This window comes from Streptomyces montanisoli, assembly GCF_017813245.1.
Classification (GTDB): Bacteria; Actinomycetota; Actinomycetes; order Streptomycetales; family Streptomycetaceae; genus Streptomyces; species Streptomyces montanisoli.
Map to the genome: position 1 here is coordinate 1 of NZ_JAGIQL010000059.1, position 13,736 is coordinate 13,736.

Genomic DNA, 13,736 nt, shown 5'->3' on the forward strand with positions numbered 1-13,736 from the left:
GGCCGCCGCGTGCAGCGCCCGGGCGCCTGGCACCACCACCGTCCGGTACGTCTCCGCGCCGACGGCCAGCGCCGCGCCCGACGCGTCCGAGGCGACGCGCGCGCCCGCGAGCGCCGTCTCGTCGAGGACGTCGTGGTCGATCCCCGCGCGCTCCAGCACGCCGCGCCGCTCGGCGAACCACGTGCCCACGCCGTTCAACCGGTGGTACAGCTCGGCCGATTCGGTGGCCGGGGCGAGCGGCCCGTCCAGCGTGAGGTGGCCCTGCGCGGTCGTGGTGGGGGAGAGCAGCACCGTGTCGCAGACGTGGTGGCCCGCGGTGAGCACCGAGCACAGCCGCGCCACCGCGCCCGCGAACACGTGGTAGACGGGCCAGTAGGGCTGGCGCCAGCAGGTGGACGGCGGCGCCCACTCCCACCAGCCGCCCGGCGTCGCGTAGTAGACGGCATGCGGGTCGTAGAGGTTGGCGCCGCGGCGCAGGAACGGCGACAGCCAGTCGTACGTCTCCTCGGGCGTGCCGCCCCAGCCCGAGGAGTGGAAGGCCTCGATCCAGGTGCGGGGCTCACCGTTGGCGTGCGCCATCGAGCTGTGCACCTTGGCGTCGCCCCAGTGGTCGCTGCCCGGCGCGCCGTATCCCCGGTGCGTGGCGTGATAGTCGCCGTACACCGTGACGCCCCCGACGGGGTCGCCTTCGCGCGCCGGGGACGGCTGGTCGAAGCCGCAGATCAGGCCGTGCCGCTCGAAGTAGGCGCGCTGCGGGCCGAAGAACGCGCGCCGGCCGAGCGTCGCCCGGTGCTCGTGGAAGTCGCGCCGCACCCGCACCGCCTCGTCGTCACCGCCCTCCCACAGCGCGGCGATCCGCGGTACCAGGTCGTAGCCGTAGCGGGCCGCGAAGGTGTCCGCGAAGTCCCGGCCCCAGGTGGGCAGGGCGGGCAGCTCGTCCTGGAAGAACCCGCCCACCGAGCGTCCGAACCACTTGCCGACGTGGCGTTCGAGCGTGCCGTGCACCTGGTCGAGGAGCGCGGCGCACGCCTCCACGCCGAAGTAGTCGAAGCCGCTGGTGCCGCTGTGCACGAGGGTGAGGCGCGCGGGCCCGCCCTCCCAGCGCGCCTCACCGCCGGAGACCGGCACCGGCACGGGCACGGGCACCGGCACCGGCATGCGCCGCGCCTCGCCGTCGCCGCCGGACGTCAGCGTCGCGTACGCGGCCAGCGCGGTGTGCCCGGCCGGCGCGCGCGCCACCGCGGGCCCCCCGTCGGTGTCCGCGGTGGTGCGGTACAGGGCGAGCCCCGCGAACTCGGGGCGCTCCGCCGTCAGCCGCCCTTGCAGGTTGGCGCCGGAGAAGCCGATCTGGTCGTACATCCAGAGGGTGAAGCCCAGCTCGTCGGCGTCCGCGCAGGCGTCGTCGAGCAGGGACAGCCACTCCGGGCTCAGATACGGCGGATCGTCCGCCAGGGATCCGAACATCGGCCCGGTCGGCGCCAGGCAGATCACGACCGCCTGGCGCACGCCCTGCGCGAGCATCTGCTGCATCTGCCAGCGCAGCCGCTCCCTCGTGACCGGCGCGCCGCTCCACCACCACAGCGGCAGCGGACCGTACTCGGGGGCGGGGTCGGTGAAGCGGGACAGCAGCCGCGATGCCGGGTCGGTCACGAGCGGGGGCCTTTCTGACGTGCGGGTCCTGCCTGTACTGGCCGTCGTTCAGTGGGCGCGTTCGAGCTGGATGGAGTCGAGCGGCTTGCCCACGGTGTTCGGCATGAAGAAGAAACCCACGCAGCCGCTGATGATCAGGAACGCGCACAGCAGCGCGGCCACCGTGGTGATCCCCGCGCTCGCCAGGTGCGGCACGTAGTAGCTCCACACGCCGAGGCACGCGCGTGCCACGCCGAACGTGAAGCCCTGGGCCGTGCCGCGCAGCATCGTCGGGAACAGCTCCTGGCTGACGGTCTTGTAGAACGCGTCACCCGCGAGCGAGGCCCCGACGCCGAACAGGAAGGTGTTCAGCAGGATCGTCGGCACCGTGAACGGGAACACCAGGAACAGCGCGTACGCGACGATCTGCATGACCGCGCCCCACGCCCACAGCTGCTTGCGCGTGTGGTGGTTGCGGTCGCTCAGCGGCATGTAGACGAAGACGGTCGCGACGATCCCGATGCCGAACCCCGCGCACGCGAGCGCGACCGAGACGGTCTGGTCGCCCGCGCCCAGGTTCTTGACCATGTACGGGGTGAACAGGCCCGCCGTGCCCGCGGCGAGCCCCTGGAAGACGTAGAAGCTGCCCGTCCAGGCGAGCGCCTTCAGTTGGGCGCCGCTGAACAGCGCACGCATCCGCGCCCTGCTCGCGGCGCCCTTCTCGGCCGCCTTCTTCCACATCGCGGACTCGGTCATGCCCCGGCGCATCGCCCACGTGACGATCGCGACCACCACCAGGTGCAGGAACACGATCCGGATGCCCAGCAGGTTCAGGTGCGACAGGGCGAGCGCCAGCAGCAGCACGATCATGGGGCCGATGTTCCACGCGACCTGGGTCAGTCCCAGCAGCTTGCCGCGCGCCCTGACCGGCGAGAACTCCCCGACGAGCGCGAGCGACGTCGGGACGTCGGCGCCGACGGCGACGCCCACGACGAACGTCCCGAGGAAGAGCATCCACGCGTTCACCGAGAGCGCGATGAGCAGCACGGCCGCCGCGTACACGAGCAGGTCGTACTGGTAGATCCGCTTGCGGCCCAGCTTGTCGCCGAGCCTGCCGCCGATGAAGGAACCGACGGCGGCGCCGATCGCGTTGGGCCCTATGGCGGCGAGCGCGCCCACGCCCGTCAGGCCCGAGGTGGGCAGATGGAGGTTTTCCTGGAACAGCGCGAGACCTGAGCCGATCGCCACGATCGATCCCGCGTCGAGATAGGACGCCATGCCGGCGAGCGCGGACCACTTCCACTGCTGGCGGCTCACGCCACCGGCCTGGACGCCGTCCGTCATCTGTACGTCATCGGGGGAGTCTCCGGCTGTACGGCCGCCGGCTGCCGGTTGTCCCATGCTGCCGCTCCTCGTCGTAGAACGTTCTCCAACCAAGGGGAGGCCACCGTAGGGCCGAGCGCCCGTTCGACGTCAAGACACGTGCGTAAGGTTGTAGAACGTTGTGTGAAACCTTGGCCTTACCCGATCGGGACGGGCCGGAAAGCGGAGGCGCGTCAATGCACCCGGTCGGCGGCGGGCGCCGTGTGACGATCACGGACGTGGCGAGGCATGCGGGCGTGTCCACGTCGGCCGTGTCCAAGGTCCTCAGGAACGCTTACGGAGTCAGCGACGGGATGCGCGAGCGCGTGCGCGACGCGATGGACGCGCTGGACTACCGGCCGCACGCGGCGGCACGCGGCATGCGCGGCCGTACGTACACGATCGGCGTACTCCTGGACAATCTGCGCAACGCGTTCTTCGCCGACATCCTGGACGGGGTCAACGAGCGGCTGCGCCCCACCGACTACCAGATGCTGCTGGGCGCCGCCGGTTTCGGCGCCGAGGACCAGCTGCGGCTGGCGCGCGCGATGGTCGACCGCCAGATGGACGGGCTCATCCTGATCGGCCCCGGGTTCTCGCGCGCCGAGGTGATCGGCGCCGCGGCCACGGTGCCGACCGTCGTCATCGGGCACCACGACACGGCCGACGCGTACGACTCCGTGGTGGACGCCGACGCGGAGGGCGCCGGGCTCGTGGTCGACCACCTCGTGGCGCTCGGGCACCGCCGGATAGCCCTGACGTCGGCCCACGGCAACGACAGCGCCGGCTGGTCGGGCACGCCCGAGCGGGTGCAGCGGCGCGGCTACCGCGAGGCGATGCGGCGGCACGGCCTGGAGGAGTGCGCGCGGGTGGCGACGACGGCGTACTCGGAGGAGGGCGGCTACCAGGCCGGCATGGAACTGCTCGCGGGACCGGGCAGGCCCACGGCGGTGTTCGCGGGGGCCGACGTGGCCGCGATGGGGGTCTTCCGCGCGGCCCGCGAGCTCGGCCTGCGCATCCCCGAGGACGTCTCGCTCGCCGGGTACAACAACACGGCGGTCGCCGCGATGGCGCCGGTGCGGCTGACGAGCGTGGACCAGGCGGGCGGGCTGATGGGGTCCACGGCGGCCCGGCTGCTGCTCGAGCGGATCGAGGGGCGCACGCGCGCGGTGCTGATGTCCGTCTCGCCGAGCCTGGTGGTGCGCGGGACGACGGGGCCCGTGCCCGGCTGACAAGTCGGGCGCAACCAGGTCAACTCCCCGCCTTTCCAAGGCACTCGCGAGAAAAATTCCGCCGTCCATGGAGTGAGAGGGCACCGAACGGAGCAGAGTGTGCACGTCCGATCACCGGTATCGTGTATCCGAAAGGCTGTCATGGCTCTGTCACGTTCGGTCCGCCGTACCTCCCGCTGGCTCGCGCTGGCGACGGCCGTCGCCAGCGCGTTCGCCATCGCCGCGGCCCCCGGCGCCGCGTCACCCGGCGCGCCGGGCATCGGCGACCCCTACTTCCCCGACCTCGGCAACGGCGGCTTCGACGCGCTCCACTACGACCTGGGCGTCAAGTACAACCCGGACACCGACGTCCTGGACGGCACGACCACGCTCACCGCGAAAGCCACCAAGGACCTCAGCTCCTTCGACCTCGACCTGCAGAAGCTGACCGTCGACTCGGTCAAGGTCGACGGCCGCAGGGCCCACTTCACGAGATCGGGCGACGAGCTCGTCATCACCCCCGCGAAACACCTCGCCAAGCACCGCCGCTTCCGCGTCTCGCTCGCCTACCACGGCGTGCCGCAGGCCCTCAGCGGCCCGATCGTCTTCGGCTCGCAGTACGGCTGGATGAAGACGGACGACGGCGTCTTCGTCGCCTGCGAACCCAACGCGGCCTCCACCTGGTTCCCCTCGAGCGACCACCCGAGCGACAAGGCCACCTACGACATACGCATCGACGCGCCCAAGGGGCTGACCGGCGTCTCCAACGGCCGCCTGGTCAACTCGCACACCCGGCACGGCCGCTCGTACTTCCACTGGCGCGAGTCGAAGCCGATGGCGACCTACCTCGCGACGGCCACCATAGGCAAGTTCGACGTGCAGCAGGGCAGGACGCCGGGCGGCATACCGATCTACGTCGCGACCGACCCGGTGCTGCCGAAGGGCAACGTCGACGTCTACAAGGTGACCGCCGAGGCCACCGACTACTGGACCAAGCTGTTCGGCCCGTACCCCTTCGAGGAGACGGGCGCCATCGTGGACGACATGCCGCAGGCCGGCTTCTCGCTCGAGGTCCAGTCGAAGCCCGCCTACTCGGCCGTCCGCAGCGAGTCGACCATCGTCCACGAACTGGCACACCAGTGGTTCGGTGACGAGGTGTCCGTCGCCACGTGGCAGAACGTCTGGCTGAACGAGGGCTTCGCCACCTACGCCCAGTGGCTGTGGGACGAGCACAAGGGCACGCACACGACGCGCGAGGACTTCGTCAACGCGTACAACGCACGCCCCGCGAGCAGCAGCTTCTGGCAGCGGCAGGTGGACGACCCCAAACACGACACCATGTTCGCCGACGCCGTCTACACGCGCGGCGCGATGACGCTGGAGGCGCTGCGCGAACGCATCGGCGACACGGCGTTCTTCAAGCTGCTGCCGGCCTGGACCGCCGCCCACCGCTACGGCAACGGCACGACCCAGCAGTTCGAGGCGCTCGCGGAGAAGGTCTCCCACCAGGACCTGAGCGGCCTCTTCCACACCTGGCTCGAGGCGCCGGGCCGCCCGGCCCTCCCGTAGTACGCGCGGTCGCCATCGGCACACGCGGCAGCCATCGGCACACGCCGCCGCCCCGGCCGCCTCGCTCAGGGGCCGGCCGGGGCGGCGGGGCGCAGCGTCACCGCGAGACGCGCCGCCGTGAACAGCCATGCCGCCACCGCCACCCACAGCAGCACCTCGCCCAGCGTGTGCAGCACGGGAATGTCCGTCGGCGCCGCGGCGGACAGGCAGGCGGCCGCCGTCATCCCGAGGGGGAAGACGGTCGACCAGCGCCGTATGTCGAAATGCGGCCGCGGCCATCGCACCTCGGACGCCAGCAGCACCGCGTACCAGGCGAGACACAGTGCCACGAGAATGAGCGTCACCCCGCGCAGCACCCCGTGAGACGCCCCGTGCCAGGGGGAGTACGCCGCCAGCTTCGACGCGCACAGCGCCGAGATGGCCGGCGCGCCACCCGCCACCCACTGGTCGCCGCGCCCGGTGCGCAGCTCCCGCCGGTCGAAGCGGACCAACGCCGCCACGTACAGCAGCAGCCCCGCGCACAGGCAGGCTAGGCCCGCCCACGCCGCCCAGACGCCGACCCCGGCCGACGCCAGCGTCCCCGCGAGCACGCCCATGCCCTGCGGCGCCACGCACACCAGGAACGCCGCGCCCGGCACGCGCGAGCGCCACCGTGTCACCACCGCGTACAGCAGGTACGGGCAGGCCACCGCCGCCAGCGCGAGCAGCGCCTCGGCGAGGCTCAGCCAACCGAGCAGCGCGAACCGCGTGCCCAGCACCGTCGTCGCCGCGACCGCCGTCAGCGCGGGCGGCGTGTCGGCCTCGGAACGCCACCGCGCCCTGTCGCGCAGCAGCCGCGCCGCGAAGTCGTAGGCGAGCAGCAGCCACAGCAGCCCGCCGAGCGCGAGCGCCGCCAGCGACGCCACCTCGTACCCCGTCAGGCCGAGACCGACGGAGATGATGCCGGTCGCCATCACGCAACCGCCGGCGGCGGGCGGCAGCTCGGCCCACCAGTGGCCGGGCACGGCCCACCGGCCCGGCAGGGGTCTCGACGTCTGGGAGGTCACCACACCATCCCACTGCCCGCACCGCCGCCACGCCACCCCTTCCCGCGCCGAAGACCCCCGCATCCGGCCCACCCGCCGAGCGACTCGCGCTCTTTGCCCCTTTGATGGTGGGACGAGTGACGGTGGGACGAGGCCGAGCGAATCCGGGCCGCAGCGGGCCCGGGGCAGGAGGTAGCGATGCGGGACGCCACGGGGGAGCCCGGCGTGACGACCGCGGAGCCGGGGGCGGTGCTGCTGAAGTCCGCGAAGTTCTTCCGGCCGGGACGGGCAGCGCCCGACCTGCACAGCGTCCGGCTCACCGGCGGCCGGGACGCCGACACCTTCTACCGCGACCGGTGGAGCCACGACAAGGTCGTCAACTCCACGCACGGCGTCAACTGCACCGGCTCGTGCCGCTGGAAGGTGTACGTCAAGGACGGCATCATCACCTGGGAGACCCAGGCCACCGACTACCCGACGGTCGGCCCCGACCGGCCCGAGTACGAGCCGCGCGGCTGCCCCAGGGGCGCCGCGTTCTCCTGGTACACGTACTCACCGACCCGCGTGCGCCACCCGTACATCAGGGGCGTGCTGCTCGAGACCTACCGCGAGGCCAAACACCGCCTCGGCGACCCCGTGCTCGCGTGGGCGGACATCCAGGGCGACCCGGAGCGCCGCGGGCGCTACCAGCGGGCCCGCGGCAAGGGCGGCCTGGTGCGGGCGAGCTGGGACGAGGCCGTCGAGATCATCGCGGCCGCGCACGTCCACACCATCAAGGCGCACGGGCCCGACCGGATCGCCGGGTTCTCGCCCATCCCCGCGATGTCGATGGTCTCGCACGCGGCCGGCGCGCGGTTCATGTCGTTGATCGGTGCGCCGATGATCTCGTTCTACGACTGGTATGCGGATTTGCCGGTGGCGTCGCCGCAGGTGTTCGGGGATCAGACGGATGTGCCGGAGTCGGGGGACTGGTGGGATGCGGCGTATCTGGTGCTGTGGGGTTCGAATGTGCCGGTGACGCGGACGCCGGACGCGCACTGGATGGCGGAGGCGCGCTACCGGGGTCAGAAGGTCGTGGTGGTCTCGCCCGACTACGCGGATGCCACGAAGTTCGCCGACGAGTGGCTGCATCCGCACCCGGGCACGGACGGCGCGCTCGCCATGGCCATGGGCCACGTCATCCTCCGCGAGTGTTTCGTGGAGCGGCAGGTGCCGTTCTTCACGGACTACGTGCGCCGCTTCACCGACCTGCCGTTCCTCGTCACCCTCACCGAACGCGACGGCGCCCTCGTGCCCGGCAAGTTCCTGCGCGCGTCCGACCTCGGCGACACCGGCGAGGGCGCCGAATGGAAGACCGCCGTACTGGACGAGGTGACCGGCGGGCCCGCGGTGCCCGGCGGATCGCTCGGCTTCCGCTGGACCGAGTCGGGCAAGGGCCGCTGGAACCTCGACCTCGGCGCCGTCCGGCCGCGCCTGACGCTGTACGAGGAGGGTGGCGAGAGCGCCGAGGTGCTGCTGCCGCGCTTCGACACCGAGGGCGGCGCGCACGGCCAGGGCCGCGGCGAGACGGTACGGCGCGGCGTGCCTGTCCGTGAGATCGGCGGCCGCCTCGTCACCACCGTCTGCGACCTGGTGCTCGCCCAGTACGGCGTGGGCCGCGACGGCCTGCCCGGCCGGTGGCCCGCCTCGTACGAGGACGCGGACAGCCCCGGCACGCCCGCCTGGCAGCAGACCCACACCTCGGTGCCCGCGTCGGCCTGCGTCCGCATCGCCCGCGAGTTCGCCCGCACGGCCGAGGAGTCCAGGGGCCGCTGCATGATCCTCATGGGCGCCGGCACCAACCACTGGTTCCACTCCGAGACCATCTACCGCTCCTTCCTCGCGCTGCTCCAGCTCACCGGCTGCCAGGGCCGCAACGGCGGCGGCTGGGCACACTACGTCGGCCAGGAGAAGGTGCGACCGCACACCGGATGGTCCGCACTCGCCGCTGCGGCCGACTGGTCGAGGCCCGCGCGCCAGGCCATCGGCACCGGCTGGTTCTTCCTGCACACCGACCAGTGGCGCTACGACACGTTCTCCGCCGACGTCCTCTCGTCCCCGCTGGGCAAGGGGCTGTTCGCGGGGATGACCGGCGTCGACTGCCTCGCCCAGGCCGCACGCTGCGGCTGGATGCCCTCGTACCCCACCTTCGACGCCAACCCCCTCGACCTCGGCGACGTCGACGACCCGGTGGGGACGGCCGTCGAGCGGCTGAGGAGCGGCGACCTGCGCTTCGCCTGCCAGGACCCGGACGCGCCGGGCAACTGGCCGCGCGTGCTGACGCTGTGGCGCGCCAACCTGCTCGGCTCGTCCGCCAAGGGCGCCGAGTACTTCACCCGCCACCTCCTCGGCACACACTCCTCGCTGCGCGCCGAGGAGGCGCATGAGGGAGTGCGCCCACGCGACGTCCGATGGCGCGACGACGCCCCCGAGGGCAAGCTCGACCTGCTCGTCTCCCTCGACTTCCGCATGACGTCGTCGACGCTGCTGTCCGACGTCACACTGCCCGCGGCGACCTGGTACGAGAAGCACGACCTGTCCACCACCGACATGCACCCCTACGTGCACTCCTTCGCCCCGGCCATCGACCCGCCCTGGCAGGCGCGCACCGACTTCGACGCCTTCCGGGCCATCGCCGACAGGTTCAGCGAACTCGCCAGGGACCACCTCGGCACCCGCAGGGACCTCGTCGCCACCGCCTTCCAGCACGACACACCGGGCGAGACGGCGCAGCCCGGCGGCGTGGCCCCCGACTGGCAGCGCGGCGACTGCGAGCCCGTGCCCGGCCGCACCCTGCCGAACCTCACTGTCGTGACCCGCGACTACACCGCCGTGGGCGCCAGGTTCGCCGCACTCGGCCCGCTCGCGGAGGGCCTCGGCCTGCCGGCCAAGGGCATCTCCCTGCACCCCGACCACGAGGTCGAGGCGCTCAGGGCGCTCAACGGCTCCGCGCGCGAGGGCCCCGCGGCCGGCCGTCCGCGGATCGACACCGCCGTCAAGGCCGCCAACACGATCCTCGCGCTGTCGGGCGCCACCAACGGGCGCCTCGCCACCCAGGGATTCCGCACCCTGGAGGAGCGCACCGGGCAGCCGATGGCGCACCTGTCCCAGGACCACGAGCACACCCGCGTCGGCTACGCCGACACACAGGCGGCGCCCGTGCCCGTCATCACCAGCCCCGAGTGGTCGGGCAGCGAGTCGGGCGGCCGCCGCTACACCCCGTTCGTGCTGTCAACCGAGCACCTCAAGCCCTGGCACACGCTGACGGGACGCCAGCACTTCTTCCTCGACCACGACTGGATCCACGAACTCGGCGAGGCCCTGCCCGTGTACCGGCCGCCGCTTGACATGCACCGCCTCTTCGGCGAGCCGTCGCTCGGCGCCGGCGGGCAGCGCGAGGTGACCGTCCGCTTCCTCACCCCGCACAACAAGTGGTCCATCCACTCCGAGTACCAGGACAACCTGTTCATGCTGTCCCTGTCGCGCGGCGGGCAGGTCGTCTGGATGGCACCGCAGGACGCCGACGCCATCGGCGTCCGCGACAACGACTGGATCGAGGCCGTCAACCGCAACGGCGTCGTCACCGCCCGGGCGATCGTCTCGCACCGGATGCCGCCCGGCACCGTGTACATGCACCACGCCCAGGAACGCACCGTGGCCGTGCCAAAAACCCAGGCCACGGGCCGGCGAGGCGGCATCCACAACTCGCTGACCCGCCTGATCCTCAAGCCCACCCACCTCATCGGCGGCTACGCCCAGCTCACCTGGGGGTTCAACTACCTGGGCCCCACCGGCAACCAGCGCGACGAGATCACCGTCGTGCGCCGCCGCTCGCAGGACGTGGAGTACTGACATGCGCGTCATGGCCCAGATCGCGATGGTGATGAACCTCGACAAGTGCATCGGCTGCCACACCTGCTCCGTCACCTGCAAGGAGACGTGGACGAACCGCAAGGGCATGGAGTACGTCTGGTTCAACAACGTGGAGACGCGCCCCGGGCAGGGCTACCCGCGCCGCTACGAGGACCAGGAGAAGTGGCGCGGCGGCTGGGTCCTGAACAAGCGCGGGCACCTCGCGCTCAAGCAGGGTGGCAGGATCAGGAGGCTCGCCACGATCTTCTCCAACCCGGTCCTGCCGACCATCAAGGACTACTACGAACCGTGGACGTACGACTACCGCGACCTCACCAACGCGCCCCTGGGCGACGACTTCCCGGTCGCCGCGCCCCGCTCGCTGATCTCCGGCAAGCCGATGAAGATCGAGTGGAGCTCCAACTGGGACGACGACCTCGGTGGGGCACCCGAACACGGCGGTAGCGACCCGGTCGTGACGAAGCTCAGGGACGAGATCGGGCACAGGATCGCGTTCGCGTTCGAAGAGACGTTCATGTTCTACCTGCCCCGCATCTGCGAGCACTGCCTCAACCCGGCCTGCGGCGCCTCCTGCCCCTCGGGCGCCATCTACAAGCGCGAGGAGGACGGCATCGTCCTCGTCGACCAGGACCGGTGCAGGGGATGGCGGCAGTGCGTCACCGGCTGCCCCTACAAGAAGGTCTACTTCAACCACCGCACCGGCAAGGCCGAGAAGTGCACCCTGTGCTACCCGAGGGTCGAGGTCGGCCTGCCGACCGTCTGCTCCGAGACCTGCGTCGGCAGGCTGCGCTACCTCGGCGTCGTGCTGTACGACGCCGACCGGGTGACGGCCGCCGCCTCCGTACCCGACGAGAAGGACCTCTACGAGGCGCAACTCGACTGCTTCCTCGACCCCGACGACCCCGAGGTCGCCCGCGCCGCGGAGCGCGACGGCGTGCCGCACGACTGGATCGAGGCCGCACGCCGCTCCCCGGTACGCGCCCTCATCAGCACCTACCGGGTGGCGCTGCCGCTGCATCCGGAGTACCGGACGCTGCCGATGGTCTGGTACATCCCGCCGCTGTCACCCGTCGTCGAGGCGCTCACGGAGACCGGCTTCGACGGCGAGGACGCGGGCAACCTGTTCGGCGCCATCGACGCCCTGCGCATCCCGCTCGAATACCTCGCCGAACTCTTCACCGCCGGCGACACCCGCCCCGTGCGCGCCTCGCTGGAGCGGCTCGCCGCGATGCGGGCGTTCATGCGCGACGTCAACCTCGGCCGCGAGCCGGACACATCCGGCGTGCTGGCCGCCGGGCTGACACCCGAGACGACCGAGGACATGTACCGGCTGCTCGCCGTCGCCAAGTACGAGGACCGCTACGTCATCCCCACCGCCGCCGCCGGTGACGCGCGGCGCCTGGAGGAGAGCGCGCTGCCCGACGAGTGCAGCCTCGACCAGGCGGGCGGCCCCGGCGCCTACGAGCACGGGCCGTTCGGCGACGACTCGGGGCGCACCTCGCTGCCGCTCGTGACGCTGGAGAACTTCCACCTCCTGAGCAGGCGCCAGCGCTCCGACAAGCAGGAGGATCTGTAGTGAGGCCATCGTCAGCGTCCCCGCGACCGACCCCGCCGTCGTCGCGCGCCGACCGCATCGTGCACCGTGCCGCCGCCCACTGCCTCACCTACCCGGACGACGAGCAGGCGGCCGGTCTTCCGCTGCTGCGCGCCGCGCTCGACGAGGCGGGCGGCGGCCCGGCCGCGTCCCTGCTGCGCCGCTATGTCGAACACGCGGCCACCACCGCGACCGCCGCCCTCGCCGCCCACTACGTCGAGGTGTTCGACTTCAAGAACCGGCACAGCCTCCACCTCACCTGGTGGCAGGACGGCGACACCCGCCGCAGGGGCGCCTCGCTGGTACGCCTCAAGGACGTCTACCGCGCGCACGGCCTCGACCTGCTCGACGGCGAACTGCCCGACTTCCTCCCGGCCGTCCTGGAGTTCTGCGCGCGCACCGGTTCCAGCGAACTGCTGCGCGAGCACCGGCCGGGCCTCGAACTGCTCAGGATCGCGCTGTCCGACGCCGGTACCCCCTACGCGGACGTCCTCGCCGCCGTCTGCGCCACCCTGCCGGGTCCCTCCCCGAAGGACCGCGCCGCGGCACGCGCCCTCGCCAGGTCGGGGCCGCCGCGCGAGGACGTGGGGCTCGAACCGTACGGGAAACCGCACGGGCAGCCGCACGGGCACAGGGCGCTGCTGCCGCTGCTCACCGCGAACGGCCCACGCCAGGAGGAACGATGACCGTACTGCTGTGGGGCGCGCTGCCGTACATCGTCTTCGTCCTGCTCGTCACCGGCCTCCTGTGGCGTTACCACTACGACCAGTTCGGCTGGACCACCCGCTCCTCCGAGGTCTACGAGTCGAAGCTGCTGGCCGTCGCGTCACCGATGTTCCACTACGGCATCCTCTTCGTTCTCGCCGGCCACATCATGGGGCTCTTCGTGCCGGCGTCCTGGACGAACGCGCTCGGCCTGGGGGAGCACGCCTACCACCTGCTGTCGCTGTACGGCGGCGGCGCGGCCGGGCTGCTCGCCATCGCGGGCATCCTGATGCTCGTCTACCGGCGCCGCACCAACGCGCCCGTCTTCCGGGCCACCACCGCCAACGACAAGCTGATGTACGTGTTCCTGCTCGGCGCGATCGCCGCCGGGCTCGTGGCGAAGTTCACCCACTCCACGCCCAGCCACGGCTACGACTACCGGACGACCATCGCGCCGTGGGCGCGCAGCCTGTTCACGCTGTCCCCCGACACCGCCCTGATGGCCGAGGCGCCGCTCGCCTACCGGGTGCACGCCGTCATCGGCATGGTGCTGTTCGCGCTGATCCCCTTCACCAGGCTCGTCCACATGTTCAGCGCGCCGCTCCAGTACCTCTTCAGGCCGTACATCGTCTACCGGGCGCGCGACCCGCGCCGGCTCGGCGCCCGGCCGAAGGAGCCACGCGGGTGGGAGCGCGTCGACACCTGACGCGCCCCCAGCCGTCGTCCGTC

General features: G+C 71.9%; 8 protein-coding genes and 1 pseudogene. 6 read left to right on the forward strand and 3 right to left on the reverse strand.

The window, feature by feature from the left end; genetic code table 11:
- Both JFN87_RS16180 and JFN87_RS16185 read right to left on the reverse strand, forming a co-directional pair.
- Positions 1–1,650: pseudogene (locus JFN87_RS16180) on the reverse strand (glycosyl hydrolase); the annotation flags it as partial.
- Positions 1,651–1,698: 48 nt separating this feature from the next.
- Positions 1,699–3,030 carry an MFS transporter gene (locus JFN87_RS16185; RefSeq protein ID WP_245179930.1) on the reverse strand — a complete coding sequence of 444 codons (1,332 nt, stop codon included), beginning with the start codon at positions 3,028–3,030 and terminating at the stop codon, positions 1,699–1,701.
- 158 nt (positions 3,031–3,188) lie between these two features.
- Here JFN87_RS16185 and JFN87_RS16190 point away from each other — a divergent pair, with 158 nt between their 5' ends.
- The gene (locus JFN87_RS16190) at positions 3,189–4,223 is read left to right on the forward strand and encodes a LacI family DNA-binding transcriptional regulator (RefSeq protein ID WP_209340774.1); all 1,035 of its coding nucleotides are present in this window, start codon (positions 3,189–3,191) and stop codon (positions 4,221–4,223) included.
- Between the two features lie 141 nt (positions 4,224–4,364).
- Positions 4,365–5,771, forward strand: a complete 1,407-nt coding sequence (locus JFN87_RS16195) for a M1 family metallopeptidase (RefSeq protein ID WP_209340775.1) — start codon at positions 4,365–4,367, stop codon at positions 5,769–5,771.
- 65 nt (positions 5,772–5,836) lie between these two features.
- Here JFN87_RS16195 and JFN87_RS16200 read toward each other — a convergent pair whose 3' ends face one another.
- Positions 5,837–6,817 carry a tellurite resistance/C4-dicarboxylate transporter family protein gene (locus JFN87_RS16200; RefSeq protein WP_307865477.1) on the reverse strand — a complete coding sequence of 327 codons (981 nt, stop codon included), beginning with the start codon at positions 6,815–6,817 and terminating at the stop codon, positions 5,837–5,839.
- A 177-nt stretch (positions 6,818–6,994) separates the two neighbouring features.
- Here JFN87_RS16200 and JFN87_RS16205 point away from each other — a divergent pair, with 177 nt between their 5' ends.
- Genes JFN87_RS16205 through narI form a run of 4 tightly spaced genes read left to right on the forward strand, consistent with a single transcriptional unit; the run spans position 6,995 to position 13,713 of the window.
- The gene (locus JFN87_RS16205) at positions 6,995–10,687 is read left to right on the forward strand and encodes a nitrate reductase subunit alpha (protein ID WP_209340777.1); all 3,693 of its coding nucleotides are present in this window, start codon (positions 6,995–6,997) and stop codon (positions 10,685–10,687) included.
- 1 nt (position 10,688) lies between these two features.
- Positions 10,689–12,284: a nitrate reductase subunit beta gene (narH, locus tag JFN87_RS16210; protein WP_209340778.1), complete on the forward strand. Its 1,596-nt coding sequence runs from the start codon at positions 10,689–10,691 to the stop codon at positions 12,282–12,284.
- Positions 12,284–12,988 carry a nitrate reductase molybdenum cofactor assembly chaperone gene (gene narJ / locus JFN87_RS16215; protein ID WP_307865478.1) on the forward strand — a complete coding sequence of 235 codons (705 nt, stop codon included), beginning with the start codon at positions 12,284–12,286 and terminating at the stop codon, positions 12,986–12,988. Before narH ends, narJ begins: the two co-directional genes overlap by 1 nt.
- Positions 12,985–13,713 (forward strand): respiratory nitrate reductase subunit gamma, encoded by a 729-nt coding sequence (gene narI / locus JFN87_RS16220; RefSeq protein WP_209340779.1) that lies wholly within the window; start codon positions 12,985–12,987, stop codon positions 13,711–13,713. Before narJ ends, narI begins: the two co-directional genes overlap by 4 nt.
- Positions 13,714–13,736: the final 23 nt, after the last annotated feature.